24 protein-coding genes, 3 tRNA genes and 1 pseudogene are annotated in these 25,125 nt (G+C 36.6%); 10 read left to right on the top strand and 18 right to left on the bottom strand.

What is annotated here, in order from left to right; genetic code table 11:
- Both Q0K35_RS02730 and Q0K35_RS02725 read right to left on the bottom strand, forming a co-directional pair.
- Positions 1–127 (bottom strand): helix-turn-helix transcriptional regulator (locus Q0K35_RS02730; protein ID WP_294561141.1); only part of this gene is annotated, 127 nt, incomplete at its 3' end.
- Between the two features lie 222 nt (positions 128–349).
- A complete protein-coding gene (locus Q0K35_RS02725; RefSeq protein WP_294561139.1) occupies positions 350–814 on the bottom strand; it encodes a methylated-DNA--[protein]-cysteine S-methyltransferase in 465 nt (154 codons plus the stop codon).
- A 324-nt stretch (positions 815–1,138) separates the two neighbouring features.
- Between Q0K35_RS02725 and Q0K35_RS11530 the strand changes: the two are divergent.
- The 6 genes and pseudogenes from Q0K35_RS11530 to Q0K35_RS02700 form a co-directional block, all read left to right on the top strand.
- Positions 1,139–1,234 (top strand): annotated as a pseudogene (locus Q0K35_RS11530) (helix-turn-helix transcriptional regulator); the annotation flags it as partial.
- A 21-nt stretch (positions 1,235–1,255) separates the two neighbouring features.
- Positions 1,256–1,417 (top strand): hypothetical protein, encoded by a 162-nt coding sequence (locus Q0K35_RS02720; RefSeq protein WP_294561138.1) that lies wholly within the window; start codon positions 1,256–1,258, stop codon positions 1,415–1,417.
- Positions 1,418–1,591: 174 nt separating this feature from the next.
- Positions 1,592–1,750: a S24 family peptidase gene (locus Q0K35_RS02715; protein ID WP_294561140.1), complete on the top strand. Its 159-nt coding sequence runs from the start codon at positions 1,592–1,594 to the stop codon at positions 1,748–1,750.
- A gap of 29 nt (positions 1,751–1,779) precedes the next feature.
- The gene (locus tag Q0K35_RS02710; protein ID WP_294561137.1) at positions 1,780–2,784 is read left to right on the top strand and encodes a virulence RhuM family protein; all 1,005 of its coding nucleotides are present in this window, start codon (positions 1,780–1,782) and stop codon (positions 2,782–2,784) included.
- A 210-nt stretch (positions 2,785–2,994) separates the two neighbouring features.
- On the top strand, positions 2,995–3,294 hold the full coding sequence (locus Q0K35_RS02705; protein ID WP_294561136.1) for an Arm DNA-binding domain-containing protein: 300 nt from the start codon (positions 2,995–2,997) through the stop codon (positions 3,292–3,294).
- Between the two features lie 194 nt (positions 3,295–3,488).
- Positions 3,489–4,058 carry a site-specific integrase gene (locus Q0K35_RS02700; RefSeq protein WP_294561135.1) on the top strand — a complete coding sequence of 190 codons (570 nt, stop codon included), beginning with the start codon at positions 3,489–3,491 and terminating at the stop codon, positions 4,056–4,058.
- Between the two features lie 73 nt (positions 4,059–4,131).
- Here Q0K35_RS02700 and Q0K35_RS02695 read toward each other — a convergent pair.
- The 16 genes from Q0K35_RS02695 to Q0K35_RS02620 all read right to left on the bottom strand — a co-directional run bounded on the left by Q0K35_RS02695 (position 4,132) and on the right by Q0K35_RS02620 (position 20,779).
- Positions 4,132–4,205 (bottom strand) — tRNA-Gly (locus Q0K35_RS02695).
- A gap of 1 nt (position 4,206) precedes the next feature.
- A tRNA-Asp gene (locus Q0K35_RS02690) sits at positions 4,207–4,282 on the bottom strand.
- Between the two features lie 19 nt (positions 4,283–4,301).
- A tRNA-Ser gene (locus Q0K35_RS02685) sits at positions 4,302–4,392 on the bottom strand.
- A gap of 252 nt (positions 4,393–4,644) precedes the next feature.
- Entirely contained in the window at positions 4,645–5,646 is a 1,002-nt protein-coding gene (locus Q0K35_RS02680; RefSeq protein ID WP_294561134.1) for a beta-methylgalactoside transporter, read from the bottom strand.
- A 12-nt stretch (positions 5,647–5,658) separates the two neighbouring features.
- Entirely contained in the window at positions 5,659–7,167 is a 1,509-nt protein-coding gene (locus Q0K35_RS02675; protein ID WP_294561133.1) for a sugar ABC transporter ATP-binding protein, read from the bottom strand.
- Positions 7,168–7,225: 58 nt separating this feature from the next.
- A complete protein-coding gene (locus Q0K35_RS02670; protein ID WP_294561132.1) occupies positions 7,226–8,224 on the bottom strand; it encodes a galactose ABC transporter substrate-binding protein in 999 nt (332 codons plus the stop codon).
- 121 nt (positions 8,225–8,345) lie between these two features.
- The gene (locus Q0K35_RS02665; protein WP_294561131.1) at positions 8,346–9,341 is read right to left on the bottom strand and encodes an aldose epimerase family protein; all 996 of its coding nucleotides are present in this window, start codon (positions 9,339–9,341) and stop codon (positions 8,346–8,348) included.
- Positions 9,313–10,983 (bottom strand): sugar-binding domain-containing protein, encoded by a 1,671-nt coding sequence (locus Q0K35_RS02660; RefSeq protein WP_294561130.1) that lies wholly within the window; start codon positions 10,981–10,983, stop codon positions 9,313–9,315. The genes Q0K35_RS02665 and Q0K35_RS02660 overlap by 29 nt, the downstream gene beginning before the upstream one ends.
- Before the next feature lie 173 nt (positions 10,984–11,156).
- Positions 11,157–12,491 (bottom strand): phosphoglucosamine mutase, encoded by a 1,335-nt coding sequence (glmM, locus tag Q0K35_RS02655; protein ID WP_294561129.1) that lies wholly within the window; start codon positions 12,489–12,491, stop codon positions 11,157–11,159.
- A gap of 9 nt (positions 12,492–12,500) precedes the next feature.
- A complete protein-coding gene (locus Q0K35_RS02650; protein ID WP_294561128.1) occupies positions 12,501–13,877 on the bottom strand; it encodes a CdaR family protein in 1,377 nt (458 codons plus the stop codon).
- Positions 13,877–15,091, bottom strand: a complete 1,215-nt coding sequence (cdaA, locus tag Q0K35_RS02645) for a diadenylate cyclase CdaA (protein WP_294561127.1) — start codon at positions 15,089–15,091, stop codon at positions 13,877–13,879. Before cdaA ends, Q0K35_RS02650 begins: the two co-directional genes overlap by 1 nt.
- Positions 15,092–15,199: 108 nt before the next feature.
- Positions 15,200–16,627 carry an FtsX-like permease family protein gene (locus Q0K35_RS02640; RefSeq protein ID WP_294561126.1) on the bottom strand — a complete coding sequence of 476 codons (1,428 nt, stop codon included), beginning with the start codon at positions 16,625–16,627 and terminating at the stop codon, positions 15,200–15,202.
- The gene (locus tag Q0K35_RS02635; protein ID WP_294561125.1) at positions 16,624–17,295 is read right to left on the bottom strand and encodes an ABC transporter ATP-binding protein; all 672 of its coding nucleotides are present in this window, start codon (positions 17,293–17,295) and stop codon (positions 16,624–16,626) included. Before Q0K35_RS02635 ends, Q0K35_RS02640 begins: the two co-directional genes overlap by 4 nt.
- A gap of 151 nt (positions 17,296–17,446) precedes the next feature.
- Positions 17,447–18,676, bottom strand: a complete 1,230-nt coding sequence (locus tag Q0K35_RS02630) for a hypothetical protein (RefSeq protein WP_294561124.1) — start codon at positions 18,674–18,676, stop codon at positions 17,447–17,449.
- Between the two features lie 12 nt (positions 18,677–18,688).
- Positions 18,689–20,287 (bottom strand): ABC transporter permease, encoded by a 1,599-nt coding sequence (locus Q0K35_RS02625; protein ID WP_294561123.1) that lies wholly within the window; start codon positions 20,285–20,287, stop codon positions 18,689–18,691.
- A gap of 90 nt (positions 20,288–20,377) precedes the next feature.
- A complete protein-coding gene (locus Q0K35_RS02620) occupies positions 20,378–20,779 on the bottom strand; it encodes a hypothetical protein (protein ID WP_294561122.1) in 402 nt (133 codons plus the stop codon).
- Between the two features lie 270 nt (positions 20,780–21,049).
- Between Q0K35_RS02620 and Q0K35_RS02615 the strand changes: the two genes are divergently transcribed.
- The 4 genes from Q0K35_RS02615 to Q0K35_RS02600 all read left to right on the top strand — a co-directional run bounded on the left by Q0K35_RS02615 (position 21,050) and on the right by Q0K35_RS02600 (position 24,977).
- Positions 21,050–22,012: a zinc dependent phospholipase C family protein gene (locus Q0K35_RS02615; RefSeq protein ID WP_294561121.1), complete on the top strand. Its 963-nt coding sequence runs from the start codon at positions 21,050–21,052 to the stop codon at positions 22,010–22,012.
- On the top strand, positions 21,999–22,934 hold the full coding sequence (locus Q0K35_RS02610; protein ID WP_294561120.1) for a membrane dipeptidase: 936 nt from the start codon (positions 21,999–22,001) through the stop codon (positions 22,932–22,934). Before Q0K35_RS02615 ends, Q0K35_RS02610 begins: the two co-directional genes overlap by 14 nt.
- Before the next feature lie 104 nt (positions 22,935–23,038).
- Positions 23,039–23,560, top strand: coding sequence for a ribosome-associated translation inhibitor RaiA (gene raiA, locus Q0K35_RS02605; RefSeq protein WP_294561119.1), 522 nt, complete (start codon positions 23,039–23,041; stop codon positions 23,558–23,560).
- Between the two features lie 91 nt (positions 23,561–23,651).
- Complete coding sequence (locus Q0K35_RS02600) at positions 23,652–24,977, top strand: DUF308 domain-containing protein (protein ID WP_294561118.1); 1,326 nt, start codon at positions 23,652–23,654, stop codon at positions 24,975–24,977.
- Positions 24,978–25,125 lie beyond the last annotated feature (148 nt).

Below are 25,125 nucleotides of genomic sequence, written 5' to 3'. Positions count from 1 at the left end.
GCAGTGATTCATCTCTTTCCCATTTGCTGACAGCCTGATAGCTGACGCCAAGGATATCGGCAACTTCGCTTTGAGTCATGTTGTTAGCCTTTCTTAGATCGGCAATGGTTTTTCCTATCTTGTTCATCGTTTATCTCCTCCTTGTGATATAGATATAGGTCGTCACATCTTTGATCAGTTCTTTCTTCATTTTTTCAAATTCTCTTTCATCATAGTATTTGCTCATGGAATCTCCTCCTTTATCCGGATACTCCTATCGTAAATACAAATGCCTTATTTGCCAATAACTTGTTAGTTGAAATCATCATTTCAACCATCAGTTGAATAAAAAACTCCTGAAATTCAGGAGCTATAAGTTTTCCAACACGCTTTTCTCATGATCCAGCAATACCTGTTTCTTAAATATACCTCCGGCATATCCTACCATCTTATTATTGGAACCAATAACACGATGACAAGGAATTAAGATCATAAGCTTATTTTTATTATTAGCCATACCAACAGCTCTCACAGCTTTTGGATGATCGACCTTTTGTGCTATATCTTTATATGTGCATGTCTGCCCATAAGGAATCTGAAGCAATGCATTCCATACCTTTAGCTGAAAAGGCGTGCCATCAAGCTTTAACGGTAATTCAAACGATAATCTTTTCCCCATAAAATATTCTTTTAATTGCTTTTTTACTTCCTTTGACAAAGAGCTTTCACATGCTTTTTCTTCTATTTCATCCACAAATTCGCACTCTAAAACATATTCATCATCACATACGATCTTGATGAGTCCAATTAACGATTTATAATAATCTACATACATTCTATACACCTTCTTGTGATATTATAATACATAATTAAGATTTCTGCACCAATATATTTAACTTTTATATTCCTTTTCCTGCCAATTTTTACCATCTTATTCATGTATTGTTTAACACATATATCCATCTCAATGAATATATATATATATCTTTAAATTCTTTATAAAAATATAATTTTTTAAACGTCAAAAATAAAAAGCCCGATCGTTCGGACTTATTCGATACATGGAGCAGATGAGGAAGTTATTTACAACTTTTTGATTTATGAACCAATCACTATTTACATGATAATACTTTTATAGCAATTTTGGAATAATTTTTGTATAATAAAAAACACCACAATCAGCAACTGGGAAAAAGGTGTCAGCAATCCTGATGTAGAGATAGTTTCAAAACCGTGTACAATTTTAAATGTTTCAGCGAGTTATTTCTTCGATGATATGGCTAGTGAAGAAATTCTTTCTTTTAGCGAAAAAGAACACATAAAAAAAAACCGTTCTTTATCAGATTACGATAAAGAAACGGTAGATCAGCTATTAGATAGATTAAGTGAAAAAGAATCTGAACCTCTTTATACAACAGTAACCAAACCAATTATTTAACTGGTTTATCAGCTGGTACTGGTTTATTCGTATTTGATGATGTTCCATGCGAACAAATAGAAGTGCCTGTTGAATATAAGGATATTGATTTTGTTATTGGTGTAACAGGAGATTCTATGGAGCCAACTTATTATGATGGTAATCAGGTCATGATGAAAAAAAGGTGAAGTAAGAATCGGCGAAATTGGTGCATTTATGTATGATGGTGAAGCTTATATAAAAGTCCTCGGTAATAAGAAACTTATCTCTTTAAATAAAAATTATCCGGATAAAGAAATCAGCGAAGATACTCAGTTCGAGGTAATCGGCAAAGTTGTAGGAAAAGTTAATTAAGTATTTACATACACGAGAGGAGTGAGAAAATGGAAGATAAATCAAAAGGTGAAATTCTACTGTATCAAGCGGATGGAAATACTCATGTTGAAGTAAAGGTTCAAAATGATACAGTTTGGCTTTCAATTGATCAGATGGCAGATTTGTTTCAACGAGACAGAAGTGTTATTGGTAAACATATTAGGAACATTTTTAAAGAAGGTGAATTAAAAAAAGAATCAGTATGGGCAAAATTTGCCTACACTGCAACAGATGGAAAAGTATATAATGTAGATTATTACAATCTTGATGTAATTATTTCTGTCGGTTATCGTGTAAAATCGTTACGAGGTACGCAGTTTAGAATATGGGCCACCGAGCGATTAAAAGAATATATGATCAAAGGCTTTGCACTAGACGATGAAAGACTGAAAGGAAATGGTGGTGGCAATTACTGGAAAGAGCTTCTGGATCGTATTCGTGATATTCTGTCATCTGAGAAGATGTTATATCGCCAAGTGCTGGATCTATATGCTACCAGTGTTGATTATGATGCTCACGATCCTAAGTCTATCGAATTCTTTAAAATCGTCCAAAACAAATTACATTACGCAGCTCATGGACATACTGCAGCAGAAGTGATTTATCAAAGAGCCGATGCCGATAAACCTTATATGGGACTTACTTCATTCAGCGGCGAGATGCCAGTATTGAATGATATTGGAATTGCAAAAAACTACTTAGATGAAAAGGAATTGAAAGTTTTAAATAATCTCGTATCAGGTTATTTTGATATTGCAGAAATCAATGCATTGGAACATAAGCCTATGTATATGAGTGATTACATCGAACAGCTAGACAGAGTTTTATCATCTAGCGATAGAAAGCTTCTTACAAATGCAGGAAGTGTTAGTCATAAACAAGCAATAGATAAAGCAACTAAGGAATATCGCAAATATCAGGAAAAAACATTATCTCCTGTTGAGGAAGAGTATTTAAAAGTGATTCAAGAACTTAATAAAACTGCCAAGAAAAAAAGTAAAGAAAACAAATAAAAAACACCACATCCCCAACGGGTAATGAGGTGCAACACAAATAGGCTCCGTAGAGTATCTATTGCTCTTTTAGCTATTATAACATATAAAAACATCCCCTGCTACCAACAAGGGATGAATGTGATGCTACCAACATCACAGTATAGAAAAATTGATTACCACACCAGTTTTTCTATACCCAATTTTATCACATAAAGGAGGGTATAATCAATGCCAGTTTACAAAGATAAGAAAAGAAAAACGTATTATTTTGAAGGAAGCTATGTCGATCTTTTAGGCAATAATAAAAGATACAAACGCAGAGGGTTTAAAACCTCTAAAGAAGCAAAAGATACTGAACGATTCTTTCTATTAGAAATAAAAGACAAAAATCGTTTATCTCTGACACTAGATGATATTGCAAATGAATATTTCAGTTATGCTGAATCAAGAATAAAAATGTCGTCTATAATCACATTTAAATATAGATATGAGCTTCATATTAAACCATATTTTTCTAGTAAAAAATAGATAAAATTACACCTAATGATATTATTAAGTGGCAAAAAGAACTTATCAACAAGAATTACAGCACCAAATATATTCAATCAATACATGAGATTTTTAATAGATTCTATACTTTTGCAGGAACTATCTATGGGTTAAATTATAATCCGCTGAAAATTGTCGGTAGAGCAAAAAATCAAAAGAAAAATACCCCCAAAATGAATGTATGGGAAATTGACGAATTTAATAAATTTATGAGTGTAATTGAAGACCCAATGGATCAGTGTTTATTCAGGCTTCTCTATATGACTGGTATGCGTAAAGGTGAATGTGTTGTTTTGCAATGGAAAGATTATGATGGTTATACCATTCAAATTAACAAAACCTATTCAAAAATTTCAAAAGAAATCACTTATCCTAAAACCGATAACAGCATAAGGAAATTAGACCTTGATACAAAGACCTGTGAAATGCTAAATAACTATCTAAAAATATGCAAGGCTTATGATGGGTATAGCGATGATAAATATATTTTTGGCTTTTATAAGCCATACTCTTTTACTACATTGAAAAGGCACAAAGACTTATACATAGAAAAAGCAGGAGTCAAGTATATCCGCATCCATGATTTCAGGCATTCCCATGCATCTATATTAATTACCAAAGGAATACCTATTACAGCAGTGGCAGAAAGAATTGGTGATACAGTAGAAACAGCCATGAATGTCTATGCTCATTTAATGAAAGAATCCCATGAAAAAATAAAAAATTTGCTTAACGAAATTTAAAATTTACGCCAAATTTACGCCACGAGCAAAATAAAATAAAAAAAAGCCCTAAAATAGGGCAGTATTTTACACATGGAGCAGATGAGGGGAATCGAACCCCCGTATCAACCTTGGCAAGGTTGTGTTCTACCATTAAACTACATCTGCATGGCGGTCTAGATGGGACTCGAACCCACGATCTCCTCCGTGACAGGGAGGCATGTTAACCACTACACCACTAGACCATATCGCATGAATTTGAAATGGCGCAGAAGGAGGGATTTGAACCCTCGCACCAGTTTCCCGGCCTATACCCTTAGCAGGGGCACCTCTTCAACCACTTGAGTACTTCTGCAGTGCTTGAACTCGTTCATGCTTAAGTATAATACCATAAACGATTTCATTTGACAAGATATAATTTAATAAAAAATAAAAATGAAATGTACGGCCTATCAACACTTTCTGTTTCAAAATAGTGAATACTGCATTTTTCTATTCTTAATAGGAGCTATGGTAACTATTCAAAGGAAAAGAGTCCTGAACAAACAGGAACCGATGCCATTCATCACCGATTCCCATTTATTGTTTTTTCTTCTGCGATAGAGCTCTATTTTTTCGCCAGATACTTTCTGATATCTAAGGCAACAGCAATGATGATCACGGCTCCTTGGACGATAAACTGATAAGATGTATCAATTTTAAGAAACTGCATCGAGGTCTTTAAAAGCTCAAAGACCAATACACCTAATAAGATACCGGATACTTTTCCTACTCCTCCTGTTGTTGATACGCCTCCGATCGTACAAGCGGCAATGGCTTCCAATTCATAACTCAATCCCAGATTGACCGACGCTCCACCTGATTTGGCGGCCAGCAGGAATCCGGCAATACCATACATGATGCCGGCTACCGTATAGATCTTAATTTTTGATAAGGTGACATTGACACCTGATACTTCTGCGGCATTTTCATTTCCGCCAATGGCATACATATATTTACCGTAACGCGTCTTATTATAAAGAAACCAGAAAAGGATACCTAATAGGATACCGATCAGAAAAAGATATTTAAAGCTGAAACCACCGATTGAAAATAATTCTCCGGTCGCAAGTGAGGTATAATCCTTCCTTAAACCGCCGATCGGATCAGCTCCTGAATAGACAAGATTGATACCATATACGATCGTTTGCATTCCTAATGTTGCCAGAAACGGCGGTACCTTTAATATAGAAATGACCATACCATTCAACAAGCCAAAGAAGGCTGTCGCCAGTATGACAAGCAATAAGACTGCCAATAACGGATATTGTGCCAATTGCGGAAAGAAACGATCCGCATAATCTGCTCTTTGAAGAAAGGTACAGGCAATGACACCTCCCAGCCCTACCATTCTTCCTGCCGAAAGATCGGTACCTTTGGTGATCAGACAGCTGCTGACACCTAAGGCGATAATAAAACGAGGAACGACATTGGTCATGATATTATTGAAATTCGGACCGCTGAGAAATCCGGCTTGTGTGATTCCAACATATACGACCAACAGAATCAAAAGCAAGGTAATGGCATTATTGCTCATAAAATGGATGAGGCTCTTTTTTTCTATATTCATCTTTCTGCTCCCTTACATGTACTTAGTCGCAAGCATCATGATATTTTCCTGCGTAGCCATCGCGGCATCAAGCAGACCTGAGGTTCTTCCTTCACACATGACCAGAATACGATCGCTCATGCCGATCAGCTCGCTCATTTCACTGGAAATCATGATAATTGATTTTCCCTGTGCCACCAAATCTTCCATAATTGTATAGATTTCATATTTAGCGCCAACATCAATCCCTCTTGTCGGTTCATCAAGAATCAGAATATCGGGGCCATTAGCCAGCCAGCGGCTGATAATGACCTTTTGCTGATTGCCGCCTGAAAGATTTTGAATGAGTGATTTGGCAGATGGCGCTTTGATGCTCATTTTATCTATGCTTTCATGTACTACTTCATTTAAGCTTTTTTTATTCAATATCGTTTTTAAAATCAAATGATGATCTAAAGAAGCTACCGTAACATTGTCAAAAATAGAAAGGACACCAAAGATGCCCATTGCCCTTCGGTCTTCGCTCAATAAGGCAATTCCTTTTGATATCGCATCCCGAGGACGCCTGACCTTTAAGATTTTATTTTTATAAGTGATCTGGCCCCCTGCGATTGCTCGCATTCCAAAAATACCTTCCATCAGTTCACTTCGTTGCGCCCCTACCAAGCCGCCAATACCTAATATTTCTCCTTTTCTGAGCTCAAAAGAAATATTTTTAAATGATTTCGGATCTGAGGATGTCAGATCTTCAACCTGTAAGATGACCTCTTGCGGATGACTTTTACGTAAAGGATAACGGTTTGTCAGTTCACGTCCTACCATTTTTTGAATGATCCTATCGGTTGTCAGTTCAGTCGATGGCCAACTGCCAACATAGGCACCGTCACGCATGATCGTAACTTCATCTGCGATTTTCAGTATTTCTTCTATCTTATGTGATATATATATAATTGAGGTTCCGTTTTCTTTTAATCTTTGGATGATGTCAAATAATGCCTTGACCTCATGTTCGCTTAGAGAAGATGTCGGCTCATCCATGATCACCACTTTAGCGCTGCATGAAATAGCTTTTGCTATTTCAACCGACTGCCGTTGTGAAACAGATAAATCTGCCAGCTTAGTTTTAGGTGACAGCTTCAGATTGATTTCTGATAGCAGCTTTTCAGTATCTTCCATCATTTTCTTATGATCGATCATCTTTACATAAGCAACTTTTTTTATCGGATATCTTCCGCAAAAGATATTTTCCGCAATATTTCGTTCAGGTATGGATTGCAGCTCCTGATGAACCATCGCTATTCCTAATGTCAGGGCTTCCTGTGTGTCCTTGATATTGACAGGCTGGTTTTCAAGCAGTATCTCCCCGCTATCCATCTTATAAATACCGAAAAGACATTTCATCAATGTAGATTTACCGGCACCGTTTTCTCCCATCAAGGCATGGACACTCCCTTTTTTTATTTTTAAAGAAACATGATCCAGTGCTTGGACGCCGGGAAAGGTTTTACTGACATCTCTCATTTCTAATAAAATTTCACTCATATTCGGCTCCCTTTCACAAAATCAGGTGTGCTGCTGCACACCTGATTATCTTTTTGACTTACTTGAATTGTGAAGCGTTCTTAGGAGTTACCTTCACATAATCTATCCAGTAATAAGCAGACAGCTTTTCACCATTAACAGCAGATATTGCGGCATCGACAGCCTTATGTGCCTGAGTGACATGATCATTTAAGACCGTTCCGCTCATCATATCCGTTGATACCAGATCCACAGCTTCCGCAAGAGCATCAACACCTACAAGATAAATATCCTTGCCTACCGTTCTTCGGGCAGCCGTAATAGCCTGCGCTGCCCCTAAAGCCATCGCATCATTGTTACAGAAGACAGCTTCGATCTTATCACCGTACTGAGTGAGAGCATTCGCAACAATTTCCTGTCCCTTGGCCTGATCCCAGTCACCACGCTGCTCATCGAGCTTTTCAACCTTATTGCCGCTTACTTCCTGATATTGTTCAATGGAATACTGAGTACGATATTTCGCATCCACATTTTCAGGATCACCGACAACCATTACATACTGAAGAATTCCATCACCATTCAGATCCCCTTTATTATCCAATTCTGCAATCAACTCACCCTGCATCTTGCCGGACTGCCGGGCATCTGCACCAACATAGCTGATCATTCCTTCATATTTTTTCATATCTTCTTCGCTTGGCTCGCGATTTATAAAAATACATGGTTTCTCAGCAGCTTCGCATTTATCAATAATCGTTGCGGCTGAAGTTGACTGCACCAAATTTATAATCAAAACATCATAATCCTGAGCAATAAAATTGTCGATCTGATTGGTCTGCTCAGCCATATCATTCTTACCGTCCTGAACCGTGACATTATACGTCACTTCATCTGTATTCAGGCTTTTAAAATACTTTTCGATTTCCTGACGGTACAACGTCATGAAATTATCATCAAACTTATAGATCGACACACCGACATTCACCGTTTTCTTCTCATCTTTTGGCTCTGCATTTGTACAGGCAGTTAAGCCGACAACCATCATCAGACATGCAAATAAAGATACTATCTTTTTCATGTTTTCCTCCTGGATCCTATCCGTGCCTACTATACCACGAGAAGAAAGCGTTTACAATGCTTAGAAATTTAATTTCTTTCTGATGTTGATAGTAATCCTACATTTCCTAAAATCCTCTTTATCAAGATATCTCTTTTAATGTATATCTTATGAAATGTGTCATCGGCTGATGGGCCACTAATATCGGTTTTGATACATGGTCATAATTGATCGCATTCGGATAATACTGACATTCAAAACAGATACCTGCATATTTTTGATATACCTGATTGTTTTTTCCCTTTAATGTGCCATTTAAATGATTGGCAGTATATAGATGCATATCTAAAAGATCACTTGTAACTTGTAGAAGCATATGATCATTTTTCAACACCGCCATTTCTTTTATATCTGTATTCTCAAAGACATAATTATGATCATAACCATCTAAAAGATTCTCATGACCGATTTTTAAACGTTCTCCTATTTGATGAAAGTTTTGATAATCAAATGCTGTATCCTTTACATGGATGATTTTTTCTGTTGCCAGTGCATGTTCATCGTTTAAAGCAACACGATCCGTATTGATTTTCAACTCATGAGATAAGATATCTCCCTTCCCATTTAAATTAAAATAGGAATGATTCGTGATGTTCATGATCGTATCCTGATCACTGATGCCCTTGAACGTATAAACCAATGAATGGTTTTCAAGACGGTATTCTACCTCCAGCCTTAAATTTCCCGGATATCCCTCTTCATGATCCTTTGAATAATAAGTGAATAAAACCGCATTTTTTTCCTTTTTCATATCAAATATCTTAAAAGAAAAATTATCATATCCGCCATGGAGTGAATGAGGAAAACTGTTTTTGCTTAGATGGTATTCTTTTCCATTTAATACAAAACAACCGTTAGCGATCCGATTGGCACAACGACCGATCGTTGCTCCCATATAGGAACCCTGCTGATCCAAATAACCTTCATATGAATCAAATCCTAAGACGATATCGATCCCGCTTTTCTTATCAACAAAGGAAACAAGCGCAGCTCCCATGTTCATAACCGTAACCGAAATATATTCATTTTCAATCGTATGGCAACAAATATCATTTTTCATCATCTTTAAGCCTTTCATTTAGTTTCTTCATGACTTCAGCACTGACTTTGATTGTTTTACGGTCATAACTGATAAGACCGTTTACTTCACTTTCAACATCGCTTAACTGTGTATAGACACAAGCGGCTAACCCTAATTTCTTTGCTGGAATGATTTGTTGTTCATAGAGCTGAATAAGGTTTTCCTCCAGCTCTTTCTGACTTTCCATCCGCTTATAACCAAAGCTCTTTTTTCCTTTCTCAAATGACCATTGATAACCGCCAAATTCACTTAGGATGACACATCGTCCAAGTCCGTCCTTTTTAAATTTATAAGGTTTAAAGTAAACATGCCAGCTTTTAAAATCACCTATTTGCTGATCATGCCAGCCGCTTGCAGGATCGATCGTCCTTGTAGGATCCCATTTTTGAACAAGCTGCAAAGCTTTTGCACTGTCAAACTGTCCCCATCCTTCATTAAAAATCACCCACATCGAAATACTGACACAGTTATATAAATGGTCGATCATTCCCTTCAGCTGTTCAATGAACATATTGCGCTGATGCTCATCCTTCCTGCCAAAGAGGCGATAATGAGAATCTTTAAAGCTTTTATTCGTAATCAGAGGAGAGCTGATCGTTAAAAGATTATATGGACAGCCTCCATTCACCATATCCTGCCAGACCAGCATTCCCAAACGATCACAATGATAATACCAGCGCAAAGGCTCTATTTTGATATGTTTACGCAGCATATTAAAACCCATCGACTTTGCCAATTGAATGTCATCGATCATCATCTGATCATCTTTCCAGCTCATCAAACCCTCACTGTTATATCCCTGATCAAGCAATCCGCTCTGAAAATACGGGTGATTATTAAGAAAAAGACGCATGACTCCCTCTTCATCCTTCATAACGCCAAATTTGCGCATCCCAAAATAAGAAGCAACATGATCTTTCTTAAACGTTACCGTAAAATCGTAAAGATAAGGATCTTGAGGTGTCCATGGATGCATATCATCCAGATAAAGACGGATCGCAGAATTACTTTCACCCTCGATACTTTTTTGACCACATGTAATACATACCAATCCGGACGTATTTGTCTTGACAAAGATTTCAACACTTTTTTCATCAAAATAAGGTGTAATTTTCAGTGATTCGATATAATCCTCAAAAACGCTTTCCAGCCAAACGCTTTGCCAGATCCCGCTTTGTGCGGAATACCAGATACCCTTTGGATGCAGCGACTGTTTTCCTCTTAATTGACTGCCGGTATCACTGGCATCATGAATCACAAGACAAATATGATTCTTCTTTTTTAGGACATTGGTGATATCAAGAACGATGGGCAGATAACCACACTCGCTCTCCCCTATCAATGAATCGTTGATCCAGATCTTGCATTGACCATCCACCGCATCAAAATGAAGCAGTACCCTGCCAACATTAAAGTCATCCAAAAGTTCAAAGTCCCGTTCCATGATCAATGTTTCATCCGGCTTTAAAGCCTCCCGGCTTCCACCTAATTTAGATTCTATTGAAAAAGGAACGATCACTTTGCCATTTTCATTTCTTTTTTCACCGTGAATCGAAAAATCCCACTCCCCGTTTAAACATAGATAACTATTTCTTCGCATCTGCGGACGCGGATATTCACTGCATGGAATATGATTCATATTATCAACTCGCTTTCCATTTTGATTATACCTCATTTTTTTGTGAATAAGAATTCAAAACAGAAAAAAAACATGGTGATGCTTAACTATAAAAAAGCCATCATCGTCATATAACGTGATGGCTGATATCAAATTTTAGTGCATGCATCATCATGCATATCTTTTTTGCTTATTTACAGTCCTTTTTCCTTCACAAAATCAATGACCCGATAAACATAGTCATGGCATAGCTCATCGGTTTTAGCTTCAACCATCACTCTCAGCAAAGGCTCTGTTCCGCTTGGACGAACAAGGATACGTCCTTCACTTCCCAGCTCTTTTGCCACTTCATCAATTACCTTATTGACTTCCGGGTCTTTTAATACCGCTTCTTTATCCTTAACCCGCAGATTCACTAAAAGCTGCGGATAAATAAACAGATCTTCACCCAACTTCTTTAAAGAAGCCTTTTCATCGATCATTACCGCTAACAGCTGCAAGGCCGTAAACAATCCGTCACCTGTATTTTCATAATCCTTAAAAATGATATGTCCGGATTGTTCGCCACCGATTTTGTAATCATTAGCTTCCATGCTTTCAAAAACATATTTATCACCGACTGCTGTCTGTACGGAATAAATACCATTTTTCTCAAAAGACTTATATAAACCAAGATTAGCCATCACCGTCGTCACGACCGCATTATCCTTCAGTTTGCCCTGAGCAAGCATATGCTTGCCACAGATATGCAGGATATAGTCCCCATTGATCAAATGACCATCTTCATCTACCGCAATCAAACGATCCGCATCACCATCAAAGGCAAAGCCCACATCATAGTTGCCTTCTTTCATCAGCTGCTGGAGCTCTTCAGGATGCGTCGAACCGCAATGATCATTGATATTGATTCCATTTGGTTCGCTATGAATCACTTCCAATGTAGCTCCCATTTCATTTAAACATTCCTGCGCTGTCGTTGTGGCACTGCCATTCGCCAAATCAAGAGCGATCTTAAAGCCGCTCAGATCAAGCGGATTCATCTCTCTTAACCATGAAAGATAAAGCTGCAGTCCATCCTCAAAATTTAAGACCTTACCGATTTTATCATCCTGTGCATAAGGAAGTTCTTCATCACTTTCAAAATAAGCCTCAATAGCATCTTCAACTTCAGGATCCATCTTCTTACCTTCACCATTAAACAGCTTGATGCCATTATCATAATACGGATTGTGAGAAGCACTGACCATGATGCCACAGTCAAAATTTTCTTTTCGAATCAGATATGACACACTCGGCGTCGGGCACACACCTAAAAGATAAACCGTTGCCCCACTGGCACTGGCACCTGCTGCCAGGGCCATTTCATACATGCTGCTGGACTGACGGGTATCCTTACCTATCAAGATCCTTGCATGACGATTCTTGCCATAATAATATCCCAAATAACGACCAATCTTGATGGCATAATCTAAACGCAAAGTATCATTGGCTTTGCCTCTGTAACCATCCGTACCAAAATATTTTCCCATTGTACCCTCCTACTTTGAAACATTCAATCTTACACTTTGACGATCGCTCTCAAAGGTCAGCATATTGTTATTTCCTTCAATATGAAGCGGTAATTCTACCAGACCGCTGCTATCCTCAGGAAGCTCTGAGAAATCAATATAAGCCTCAATACCGGAAACATCAAAGCTATCGATCATCTCCTGAGTACCTATGATCGTAACACTTACCGTAGCACTCTCATCCTCACTGATGGTTGCCTTCCAGTCACCACGGTTACGATACGTAATTTCAATATCATTAACGACCTTCTGCGTCTTATCTCCCAAGACGACCGTAATGCTTACGACGCTAGGATCTTTGCCGCGCACTCCGCTTGGAAGGTTGATCGGCATCGTCACCACATTGGTTTCATTTGTAAGATCATAAACCGGAAGCTGTATTTCAATCTGATTGATCGTGTCCAAAACATCCTGCGGTCCGTTGATCGTAACACTTGAATGTGTCAATGAAATAGAAGCTATCGCTTTATCATTCGGTATCTCGCCATTCGGTATCACTACGATCGGTACTTCCTTGCTTGGCGTAGTTACGCTGACCGTTGCCTTGATCGATTCCGGAACGATATCAACATCCATACGATTGCCATTTTGATCATAAGCCACCAAAGGCGCATCGACGGTGAAATCTCCTGTAATGTTCGACACATCGATCAAAGCATTTACAATAGAAATCTGATCGATCGTCTGCTGGGAAGCACGTACGATCACGGTATCCTTTTCAAATTCAGGTGTTCCTAATGCATAAATGTTATCCATTTTATTCGTATTGACAAACTGATAACCAATCGTAAATTCCATTGAGATCTTTTTCGTAATCGTCACAGTCACCTGATTTGGAACAATTGTGGCTCTTGTACTGCCGCTGAGTCCTAATGCCTGCAATTCAACTGTATGTGTTCCCTCTGTCAAACCGCTCAGATCGGCAACGATCTTTTGCTTATCAGCCGTAGCCAATGAAATGTCAGCCATTTCCCCCGTCAGGATCACATCAACCGTTTCCGGAAGTCCGCTGACCTCATAAACGGAATCATTGACCTCCACGCTCAATGGGATATCCTGAAATTCTTTGCTGTTTGACATTGAGCTGGTAACACTGGAAATACTGGAAGATGAATTTACCGATACATACAGCAGGACTGCCAAAAGCAAAGCAATTTCTTTTGAAAAACGGCGATTAAACAATAATCTGTCAAACCAATTTGAAAACCAACGAAAGGCTTTCACGAAGAAATTACCGAAATTCATATACGAACGTGTAATTTTTTCGCTTTGAGAGGCAATGGTCTTTGCCAGTTCTACTTTTTTCTCATCAATATTCGATGTCTTCTGTTTCCTTGGCTTTGCCATTACTCATTCCCTCCTTCACCATTATTATTTTCTTGGATCTGATCCATCAAAGCATCCAATTTATCATCATCTGAAAGAGTTTCATCCTTTATGTTATTTTCAGCGCTCTGTACTTCTTCCTTCTTGACCTCTTCCTTTTTCTTTCTGCCGCGTCGTTTAGGCTTTTCATCCAAAGCCTCAAAAACGATTTCCTCAGCAACTTCTTTTCCTGCTTTTTCACTATTCTTATTCACACGAGCTGCCTGCTTCTTATACGTAGACTTAACATCCGGCTCTTTTTCTTCCTTCTTGTCATCTACCTTTACCTTTGAATACTTCTTGGCATTCTTCAATAAATATGCGGTAATACGCGGTCCCTTATGAGAATCCTTCTCATGACCATATTCAAACTCGATCTCATCATCTTTCTGCTGAGAAACCTTTTGATCCGATACCACATTTTCCTGAAGACAGATTGCCTGAAGCAGATACTCCCGCAGCTTATCTTCATCAACGACCGTTAATCTTCCACCCTCAGCAATCGAAATCTTGCCCGTTTCCTCACTGACGACAATGCTGATGGAATCAGTGATCTCACTGATACCGATCGCTGCCCGATGACGTGCTCCATAGCTTGACGGAAAATCAAAGGTCGTCGGCGGAAAATATGCACTGGCACAGGCAATCTTATCCCCTTGGATGATGACCGCACCATCATGCAGCGGTGTTCCCGGCACAAAAATCGAACACAAAAGTTCGCTCGTAACAATTGAATTCATTCTTGTACCCGTTTTGATATAGTCACTTAATGAATGTCCCTGTTCCAGCGTGATCAGAGCTCCCGTCTGTGTCTTGGAAAGTTCACCGGCAGCCTTCACCAGTTCATCCACCAGATATTCACGCTCATTGCTCGTTAACGTCGAGATTCTGGAAAGCACATTGGTCTTGCCGATCTTTTCAAGAATGCTCCTGATCTCCGGTGAGAATAAGATGATCAATGCCAGTGGTCCCCAATTCACAAACATATTGGCCAGGACTGACATCGTTCTTAAATTAAACAGATTTGCGATAGCCTGAATGATAATTACAAAAACAATTCCTTTAAATATTTGAATCGTACGTGAATTATTGCGTACAATTTTTAGTACATAATAGAAAACGACCCATGTACAACAGATATCAACCACTGCATTTAATATCTGAAGCAATGTTGATGGATTGAATATATTTAACATACGAAACTCCTTTCGCTTTTTATTATAACACATCCCTCACTTCTCAAAAACCCTTTTTTCTCTCGATCTAAAAGTTGCTCAAAATAAAACAGGAACATGCGTCCTGTCTTATTCCAGCATAATATCTTTAGGTTTAAGCCTTATGACATAGAGCAAAGGTAAAAGAGAAGATATTAAAAAAGTTCCTACTGATAATCCAATAAGCCAAATAAAATCATCAACAGTTATCATAATCACATATTCATCTAAAATATCTTGTTGATCAATCTGATCTGGATTCAGATAAAAAGAAACATCTGTATATTTTTCTGACACGCTCATTTCTCCATAAAAAGCTGTTCTCATCATATTTCTTGATAGATTTTGACTCAAAAACCAGCCGCTTGCAAAAGAGATAACGATTCCTAATAATCCGCTCAATATTACTTCTAAGATAATCTGAAAAAATAACTCCGATCTTTTGATTCCCATTGAAAGGTAAATACCTATTTCATGCTTTCGATCTTTTATGAAATAAAAAGAAATCAAAGCGGCAATAATACACATGGCAGCTATTGAGAAAATGACTGTTTTATGAGCCAAACCACTAAAACTATCAATGGGCCCTAATAAGTTTGACACACTATCATTACTCGTAGTGACTATAATATCAGTACCTTCAACATAATTATCAGCTGCCATCTCTAATGACTTCACATTCTGTGGCTGATCAACAGCTATGAGTGCTGAATCAATCCATATCTTAGAAACATAATCTTCTTGTGGATTCATTTCTAAATATGTTTCCGCAAGCTTTTGAATATTTCTGTTTGGTGTATAAAACATTTGAATATTATGAATATTTTTCACATCAGAATACTTATTTTCAATGATTTTAAAAGTGCCAACAACTGTATAAGTCACAATTTCATGATAAACATCTATCATTTCATTACTTTCAGAATCATAAGCTGAAATATTCATGACAAAATCAATGGTATCCCCTACTTTAATATTTTTCGAATCCTTTTTAATATCCTCATTGACAATTAATACATTATCACCATTTTCCATCTGCCTATCAGTAAATATTTCGCCACCAGTAAGCTGAATAAACCCTTCTTTCTCATCCGCTAAATTAGCATAAGAGATACCATGTAAAATCGAAAATCCATTTTCATAACTTATATTCTCATCTAATTCATACTCTTCACTCTGACTTAATTCCATAAAATTAATATGATAATTAATATCAGCGTACGCAACATGATCACGAACGGTCAATGCCTTGAAACAATCTTCAAAAACAGTCCATTTTTTTCGATATTCATCCAAGGTCAATCCTGTTACTTCTGCATCCGAAAAAAGAGAAGTGTCAGTTAATACTATTTTCCCGCCAATACGATTTAATAAATGATTTTGTGTATTTTCACCTGATTGCGCAATGCTCTCAGCACATATCAATACATTACCCATTAAAAATGTAAATAGAAAAAAAATCAAGGTGGCTGTCTTTCGTCGTGTAATACTTATCCAAACTCTTTTAAATACATTCATAAAACAAAATTATGCGTGTGCTCATAAAGATGGAGAATCACATCAGACTTTTCAGCAACATCCTGTGCATGTGTCACGACGATTACACATTTATTTAAATCATGTGCTAACTTCTGAAAGATTTCTACGATCATAGATCCTGTGTCCTTATCTAAATTTCCTGTTGGCTCATCAGCAACAATTAAATCTGCATTGCTTGCTAATGCACGAGCAATAGCAACCCTCTGTTGCTCACCACCGGAAAGACGCTTGATTCGACGTATCGCTTTCTTTTCATCGATACCGACACTTTCAAGAATTTTTAAAGCCTGCACCTTCATGTCCTTTTCCTTATTTTCACTAATTCCCATAGCCACTAAAACATTCTCAAAAGCATTCATATAAGGAATCAAATGATAATTTTGAAATACAATTCCAATATTATTGCGACGATAATTCTCCCATCCAATTTCATCTAAATTTTTTCCCTTATATAAGATATCTCCCTGTTTTGGCTTATCCAAAGCACTAATTAATGATAAAAATGTTGTTTTCCCGCATCCACTAGAACCTAAAATTGTATAAAATATACCTTCTTCGAAACTCATGGATGCATGATTCAAAATTACTCTTTCCTGATCACCATCAGGATATGTATAATATAAATCCTTTACCTCCAATATGCTCATAGGCCCACCTCACAGTTTGAATTGAAATCTTTTATTCCTTACATAATAATCCAGGACAAAGTATTTGTCCTACTTCTCTTCGAGAAGCAAAGATGGAATGCTTCCATTTATTATCAAAGATAATGCAATTAATAATTTAATAATGAACACGTTATCCCTCCTTGATATTTTCTTTCATTTTTAAAATATAGATCTGATAGCTGCGATAACTTCTTGTTTTTTTACACAATCTGCTCATTTCATATTCATACATCGTCCATAATGGCTCAGCATATATTTCCTGTTTTAACCTTTTCATGACTTCTTTTAATATAAATTGTTGAAGTTGTACAGGTGGAACACCCTCTGCGCATAATTGATAATATTTCAAACATGGATACAACGAATGATTTTCACAAATTGAATAATCAAAGCAAATAATTTGATTCAATCGACTCTTACATGCACAAATAAACAAAATATTTTTTTCATCATTCATGAGCTCGTTTGATCTTTCATAATATTTGAGAGCTTTCTCATAATCTTCATATAAATAATAATACATTCCTAGATTATAATATATCGATTTTTTCATTGAAACGGGTAATCTTTCATCTTTCACTATATCTTCCAGCTTCGACGTGTATATTTTACCTTTTTCCTGATCAACATCTCTATAAATACTGTGGATATCCATCAGCGTTCTTGTCTTTCGAAGAACATTATCTTCCCTCTCATAGTATTTCAAAAGATCCTTGTAAATCTCTAAAGCTTCAATATAATTGACTTTCATCTCACATTCTCTGGCATACCAATATCGTCCAATCGCATCATTTTTTTCTGCTGCTAATGGATATAACTGATTACAGATTTTTATATCTAAGATTTTTTTAATATTGCTTTGTTCACACACTTCCAGTAGTAGCGATCCCAAGGATTCAAATAGATTGATGTATGGAATAACTCTTAAAACTTCATCCCTAGTTAAATATTTACTATCAAGATAATATTTTTTCAAATAGTTTAAAACTTCGATTACTTCCCGATAAATCATCATTTCTTGATGTGAAAAACAGATTTCAAACAAAGAATTGATTTCTTTGTCAATTTTTTCTGATTGAAATTGCTCACACACTTGATAGAGAGCTTCGAATCTGTCTTCCAGGATTTGAAGGTCCTCATCATTCATCAAATATTTTAAATGATAAAAATGCAGAAGACCGTCATAATAATCATCATTTTTCTTGATTACTCCCTTTTCTATGTCTTGAACAGTTGCATGACCGCAAATGCCGGCATTATAGACCTGCAACAAACTAATATGATGCTTTTTTCTATAAAAACAGAAATATCTTCCCAATAATCTTTTTTCTCTATCTGAATAAAACTTGATTACGATCATTATAATTCTCCATTACAATAAAATGTCTTTTGGATTCATTCGCAAGATAAATAATGTAGAAATTCCAGTAGAAGCCGCTAAAACAATAACAGATGCTAACATTACACTACTTAAATCACCATTTTCCAACTGTGTTTCATATTGTTTTAAAACTTCTTTCTGACTGATTTCTTCCGGCATCATCTGCATATTTTCTTCCGCTAATTCCTTCTGGATATGACTTTCCATCAGCATCTCACTTATATCATGACTAATTCCTCGTACACTTATCATAGAAGCAGAAATACCTATCAGGCCAATCAAGATCATTTCCAGCATTAACTGTCCCATCACACGTTTTTTCTTTTCACCAAGTACCAGTAAAATACCGATTTCATCCTTTCTTTCTCTCATAAAAAGAATACTGACCACTATTAATATGATCAAAGTCGCAGCAACAGCTACTATAAAAATCACTTTTGAAGAAACATTGATCGTTTCTAATGGTCCTGCCAATCTTAAATACATGTCATTATTCATCATAATGTCATAATCTAACTCATATTTTCCCAAGATATCTTTTGTCTTCTCAACAAAAGTCTTGATATCTTCTGAAGAATATAATTCAAAATAACTGAAATAATTATGATAATCGGTACTATTATAGTAAATATTGGATTCAATCTGATTCGCATCTACATAACGCATGATACGTTCATAATAATCTTCGTGCTGATTCAAGTAAAAATTCATTGGAATCAAGGCCCTTGGATCATTACGAATATCATCACATTCCTGTGTTTCTATATCTGACTTGACATCATAAAAACCAATGATTTCAATCTCAATATGTTTTTCATCTAAAATAGAATCTAAATATTTTTCGTTAGCCTGCTGGATCATTGCTTCATTAACAAGACTGTCATCCCTGGTAAAATTATAGATAATATTATTAGGATTTTCAGAATAGACGCGACTTACAAACTCAATCGTATCACCAACTTTCAAATCGTTCCAGCTCAACATACCATTCTTTTCTATTATTTTTTTAGCACTGTTAGGAATGAGCATGACAGGAGCACCATTTTCAAGTTCTTCCTCAGTAAAATCTCTTCCATCTGTTATATAAATTTTTTGGGTATGCAAAGAATAAGAATCAGTTGTCGTAACGGTTGCAAAACTAAAAGAAGTATAATAAGTTGAATAAAGAAAATCATAATATGCTGAATCACCATAAAAATGACGTACATCCATATTATAAGGCTCACTGGTTTCCAAAAAACCTGCTATAAACCCATAATCACCATATCTGACTTCAGAAAGATTCTTAATTTCTTCATAAGCCTTTAGCTGTCTTTCTATCATAGAACGATTCACATCACCCGTATAATCCTGCTGATTGATTTCTGATTTCTGTTTTTCACTAAAAGCACAGGCCATATCTAACGGAGTATCCAGCATGGCAATTGGAACGATCTGAGCATTGATCTCATCTTTGATGGATTGACTTGTTTTGTATAAAATCAAAGACCCTGAAATCACATTTCCTGCAATAAAAACAATCGCCAACAACAGCAATGATTTTATCGGCCTTCGAATGATACTTAAAAGAAGTCTTTCCATTAGTTTCATTCATAATCACTCCTCATTTATGAATATTATAATAAATCATATAACACCTGTAAATATTCGATAAAGGCATTCCGTTAGAAATGCCCTGCTTTAAACATCAATTGAGTATGTCATCTGATTACTTCGATTTGTATGCATATCTTTTGCAAGTACTACAATTCTAATTCTCATACCACTACTTGTTGCTGAATAACTCCAATTTAAAATTGAACATTGATATCTTCCCATATATACTTGATTATCATCAGTGAAAGAAGTTGATTCATTATTTCTAAATTTCACAGAAATCTTAACATTTGAAAGTGATGGACCTGATGAGGAATAACGATAGCTTCCGGTAATAGAAAAAAATATATTTTCTAGTGGTCCAGAGCCGACCGATATCTTCTTTATTATTTTATCTTTATTCAATGTAACATCAATAAAAGAAGCATATGGAACAATTTCATTGGCTTTTGCTTGTGTTGAAGGTACAATAGTCACTCCACCCATCAGTAATCCTGCGCATAATATAGTTTTAAATAATTTAGTCAGTTTTTTTCACTTTTTACACCTCCTCTGACTAAGTAATGAATGTAAGCACTTTATTACTTTGTAATTTTATTTTACCATAAAGCCTTTTCATGATTGGCAACTTGGCAAACTTCTAAAAATGAAGCTTTAAAAGAAAATTATTTTAAATTGCCATTTTTAATTGTATCTTTTCACAATTCATGTCATAGATGTTAATCTATGTTATAATTATTAAAAAAGGAGGATTCTATGCCAAATATTATTACCCACGGTTTATTTGCGAAAGCCGTTTATGATGAAATCAGTGATCATAAGCTCAAAGAAATCATAAAAGAATTTCCAAGAGAATATATTATAGGAAGCAATGGTCCCGATTTTCTTTTTTTCTATAAATTTTTTCAAAAAAAATATGCTTCTGTACGTCAATTAGGAAGCAAGGTACATGCCTCTCATGTCAATGATTTTTATGATCTTGCTTTAGACTTGATCCAACATGAAAAAGATGAAGTCTTAAAAAAATCCATGACCTCATATGTTGCCGGTCATCTCTGTCACTGGGCCTTGGATTCCCGTGCACATCCTTATATCTTTTATAAGACAGGCTCTTACAGTGGCCTCTCGGCCAGCATGCATCATCGCTTTGAATCCATGATGGATGCCATGATGCTCATGAAACTGCGTCATGAAACAATCAGAACCTTTAAATTCTATTTATTGGCCAAACAGAGTCCTTACAGCGCTGAAGCCGTTGCCAATATCTATGTTCCTATCATAGAAACAATATTCCATGAAAAGATAAGCGCTAAAGAAATAAAAGACGCTTTAGATGACTGGTATAAGCTTCAAAACTGGCTTTATGATCCAAAAGGAGTCAAGACACGCATATTGAAAGCTTATGAACAAAAAGCAGGACACCCATGGCTTTTCAGCGGTAATGTCGTACCTTATAAGATTGATGAAACCTATGATGTCTTAAACGAGAAAAAAGAAATCTGGTGTCATCCGACAGACGAAACAAAAGTCAGTCATGAATCATTTATGGAAATCTTTGAGCGTGCCAAAAAAGATGTTCTGGATATCCTTGAACATCTCAATGAAAAAGATGTTGTCTTATCACTGCTTGGCAATGCCTCTTATGATACCCAGGAAAGCGAACCGAAAGAAATGAAATATTTTAATTTGATCTATGGAGATATGTATGAGAATCTTTGATTTACATGCCGATATCGGCGCTGATGTATTGAGTCAGCATCATTTAGGAAAAGAAAATGTATTGCTTACAAGACACAGTGACAAGTGTCTTAAAGGTGAAGTCAGTGCGATTGCCATGGCCTCTTTTTTCAGTGGCAAAGAAACATATGAAGAAATGCAGGAAATGATCCTTACTCTTGAAAATGAGCTTGAGAATCAACAAGTATGGAAAAGAGTTCTTTCCAGTCAGGATTTAAAAAACGAATCACCTTTAGCTCTAATGAGCGTAGAAGGAATGTGTGGTATCCGTGAGCATGAAACTGAAGCCATTGCATGGATGTATGAGCATGGCATTCGTTTGGCAAGCCTTTGCTGGAACGAAGAAAATGCACTGGCTACCGGTGTTAAGGGTAATCCTGAACGTGGATTAAGTGAAATGGGACGTCATGTCATTTCAAAAATGGATGAGCTGCATATGGTCATTGATGTATCACATGCCAATGAAAAGACCTTCTGGGATATCTTAGACTGTGCCAAAGGCCTCGTTATTGCCACTCATTCCAATGCCTATGCACTGTGCGACCATCCCCGCAATCTGAAAGATGAGCAGATCAAGGCATTAGCAGCAAGAGGCGGGCTCATCGGCATGAATAGCTGTGCTTATTTTATTGACCACGATCTGACAAAGGTCAATGTTGACGCCTTAGCCAAGCATGCGGCCTATATCAAAGAGCTCGTTGGGATCGATCATCTGGCATGCGGCTTTGATTTCATGGATTTCTTTGGTGAAGAAGATGCTGCTTATACCATCTGTGATATGAAAAATGCTTCTTATGCCCAAAACTTCATTCAGGCATTAAAAAACAATCACTTCAGTGACAGCGAAATCAGAAAGATCGCTTATCAAAACGTGATTGATCGTTTCTCCCAATACTTAAGATGACAGACCCATTGGCATCTTTATTATACCATAATTTCACAAAAAGAACAGACTATTTATCCGATCAGAATGCCGTATAATGTAAGTATAGAGAAGGAGGGATTTTGATGAAAGTCCAAATCTATGGAAAAAACATTTCAATCACGCAAGGGATGCAGGAGAAACTTGAAAACAAGCTAAAATTTCTCGATAAATATCTCATTATTGATGAGAACCTGACCGCTAATGTTGTTGTCAAGGTACATCCGAATGATGTGAAAGTCGAGATCACGATACCAACAAAACTTGCTGTTCTGCGTGCAGAAGTAACCCATAAAGACTTCTATGCCGCAGTTGATCTGGCGATTGACAAGCTTGAAGATCAGATCCGCAGACAAAAAACTCGTCTGGAAAGAAAACATAAGGATAAGCTGGCATTATCTTTTATAGAAAATGAAAGCGAAAAAGAAGAAGATGTCTATGTAAGGACAAAGTCTATTTCCGTAGAAGAAATGGATTTGGATGAAGCCATCATGCGTATGGAAATGCTTGGACATGATTTCTTTATTTATCGTGATGATGAAACCCACGAAATCAATGTTGTCTATGCAAGACATGATGGCGGATACGGTTGTATCGAAGTAGAATAGAAAGCGGAGAAGATCCGCTTTTTTTATACAGAATACAGAGAATGAAAAGGAACGATGGACAAGTTAAAAAAGATGGATTATAATAATGCCTATGGTTCAGTTAAGTAAAAGAATACAACGTTTATTTGATATCGCAACAACCTTTGTATCAGGGGTTGTTACTTTTGCATTGGGTGTTTTTATACTAACGGCAACACCGGATGATTATTATCGTTTTATTTATTTAACAGCGGCCATTCTGATCTTTATCGGCTTTTTCCATTTATGGAAAGGCTGGCGCAAGAAAACAGAAAGAAAAGATTATTTTATACGAACCCTATTAGAAATCATATCCGGTATATTTATCGTTACATTTCCTAATTTACCGCTTAATATGCTTTCTCTTATCGTAGCGATCTATCTTTTGCTTTCATCACTCATTTATTTCATCAATTATTTCATTCTGAAACAACAGCATACAAGAGATAAATCCCTTGCATTATCTATAATATCGCTGATCGCCGGATGTTTTTTTATGCTTTCATTTATCTATGACTGGGATGCTTCGGTTTATCTCATTGCCGGATATTTTATGATCTGGGGTGGAAGCATGATGCTTAATGCATTGACCGACCTATTATTTAAAAATGCAAACAACCCTAAGATCCGTGTCTGTCTGCCGGCCATCGTTGACTGTTTCATTCCAAATATGTGGCTCAATCGCGTCAATCGCTATTACCGGGAACAGCCAAACGAACCTTTAGTTGATGAGTGGGTCAATCAGGAGCATGATTTTGAAATATTCATCCATGCCTCACATAATGGTTTTAATACATTCGGACATGCCGACTTCATGTTTGATGGAGTTCTTTATTCCTATGGTAATTATGACGGAAAAAGCGAACAGTTTTTTTCAATGATCGGTGACGGCGTGCTTTTTAAAACAAAAGATCGTGATGCTTATATCCGCTTCTGTTTAAAAAGATGTCATAAAACGCTCTTTGTTTTCGGCTTAAAGCTAAGTGAAAAGCAAAAAGAAAGCGTTCGTGAACGACTTCAGCATCTAAATGAAACGCTCATTCCTTGGGATCCTCCATTTATCCATCAGCCGTTAAAGAAAAATGCTCCAAGCATCGATCTTCATGTCCACCAGATTTATAATGAAGCTAAAGGCATCCTTTATAAATTCAAGAGCGGACCTTTTAAAACATATTATGTCTTCGGCAGCAATTGTGTCCGCTTCGTCGATGATATCATCGGTAAAAATGTCGATATCGTTAAGATGGTAGGTATCATCACGCCCGGCACCTATCTGGATTATCTTGAAGGAGAGTTCAAACGGGCTTCAAGCAATGTTGTCAGCAAAGAAATTTACAGCATTCATAACTATGATATCGGTGAAGAAGATGAAAATGATCCTTATAAGGATTTTGAATAAAAAAAGATTAAGCCTGAAAACCCAATGCAACTAAAATAAGGATTTGACAAAAAGCTAAATTTATGAATCTCTCACAAAAAAAAGTGAGGGGTTCTTTTTTTATGTATCAAATTCTTAATTGCGTATCACAAAAAGAACTCAGCTGAAT

Origin of the sequence: uncultured Traorella sp. (genome assembly GCF_944327115.1) — a bacterium.
Lineage (GTDB): Bacteria > Bacillota_I > Bacilli_A > Erysipelotrichales > Erysipelotrichaceae > Traorella.
The sequence above is the reverse complement of the archived record's forward strand: the minus strand, read 5'-3'. Positions and strand labels throughout refer to the sequence as shown.

What these genes read in the sequence shown, in the direction of transcription:
- Q0K35_RS02725 (WP_294561139.1), bottom strand. Translation starts at nt 814, where the DNA reads ATGTATGTAGATTATTATAAATCGTTAATTGGACTCATCAAGATCGTA.
- Q0K35_RS02720 (WP_294561138.1), top strand. Translation starts at nt 1,256, where the DNA reads ATGGCTAGTGAAGAAATTCTTTCTTTTAGCGAAAAAGAACACATAAAA.
- Q0K35_RS02710 (WP_294561137.1), top strand. Translation starts at nt 1,780, where the DNA reads ATGGAAGATAAATCAAAAGGTGAAATTCTACTGTATCAAGCGGATGGA.
- Q0K35_RS02705 (WP_294561136.1), top strand. Translation starts at nt 2,995, where the DNA reads ATGCCAGTTTACAAAGATAAGAAAAGAAAAACGTATTATTTTGAAGGA.
- Q0K35_RS02700 (WP_294561135.1), top strand. Translation starts at nt 3,489, where the DNA reads ATGAATGTATGGGAAATTGACGAATTTAATAAATTTATGAGTGTAATT.
- Q0K35_RS02680 (WP_294561134.1), bottom strand. Translation starts at nt 5,646, where the DNA reads ATGAATATAGAAAAAAAGAGCCTCATCCATTTTATGAGCAATAATGCC.
- Q0K35_RS02675 (WP_294561133.1), bottom strand. Translation starts at nt 7,167, where the DNA reads ATGAGTGAAATTTTATTAGAAATGAGAGATGTCAGTAAAACCTTTCCC.
- Q0K35_RS02670 (WP_294561132.1), bottom strand. Translation starts at nt 8,224, where the DNA reads ATGAAAAAGATAGTATCTTTATTTGCATGTCTGATGATGGTTGTCGGC.
- Q0K35_RS02665 (WP_294561131.1), bottom strand. Translation starts at nt 9,341, where the DNA reads ATGAAAGGCTTAAAGATGATGAAAAATGATATTTGTTGCCATACGATT.
- Q0K35_RS02660 (WP_294561130.1), bottom strand. Translation starts at nt 10,983, where the DNA reads ATGAATCATATTCCATGCAGTGAATATCCGCGTCCGCAGATGCGAAGA.
- glmM (WP_294561129.1), bottom strand. Translation starts at nt 12,491, where the DNA reads ATGGGAAAATATTTTGGTACGGATGGTTACAGAGGCAAAGCCAATGAT.
- Q0K35_RS02650 (WP_294561128.1), bottom strand. Translation starts at nt 13,877, where the DNA reads ATGGCAAAGCCAAGGAAACAGAAGACATCGAATATTGATGAGAAAAAA.
- cdaA (WP_294561127.1), bottom strand. Translation starts at nt 15,091, where the DNA reads ATGTTAAATATATTCAATCCATCAACATTGCTTCAGATATTAAATGCA.
- Q0K35_RS02640 (WP_294561126.1), bottom strand. Translation starts at nt 16,627, where the DNA reads ATGAATGTATTTAAAAGAGTTTGGATAAGTATTACACGACGAAAGACA.
- Q0K35_RS02635 (WP_294561125.1), bottom strand. Translation starts at nt 17,295, where the DNA reads ATGAGCATATTGGAGGTAAAGGATTTATATTATACATATCCTGATGGT.
- Q0K35_RS02630 (WP_294561124.1), bottom strand. Translation starts at nt 18,676, where the DNA reads ATGATCGTAATCAAGTTTTATTCAGATAGAGAAAAAAGATTATTGGGA.
- Q0K35_RS02625 (WP_294561123.1), bottom strand. Translation starts at nt 20,287, where the DNA reads ATGAAACTAATGGAAAGACTTCTTTTAAGTATCATTCGAAGGCCGATA.
- Q0K35_RS02620 (WP_294561122.1), bottom strand. Translation starts at nt 20,779, where the DNA reads ATGGGTGGAGTGACTATTGTACCTTCAACACAAGCAAAAGCCAATGAA.
- Q0K35_RS02615 (WP_294561121.1), top strand. Translation starts at nt 21,050, where the DNA reads ATGCCAAATATTATTACCCACGGTTTATTTGCGAAAGCCGTTTATGAT.
- Q0K35_RS02610 (WP_294561120.1), top strand. Translation starts at nt 21,999, where the DNA reads ATGAGAATCTTTGATTTACATGCCGATATCGGCGCTGATGTATTGAGT.
- raiA (WP_294561119.1), top strand. Translation starts at nt 23,039, where the DNA reads ATGAAAGTCCAAATCTATGGAAAAAACATTTCAATCACGCAAGGGATG.
- Q0K35_RS02600 (WP_294561118.1), top strand. Translation starts at nt 23,652, where the DNA reads ATGGTTCAGTTAAGTAAAAGAATACAACGTTTATTTGATATCGCAACA.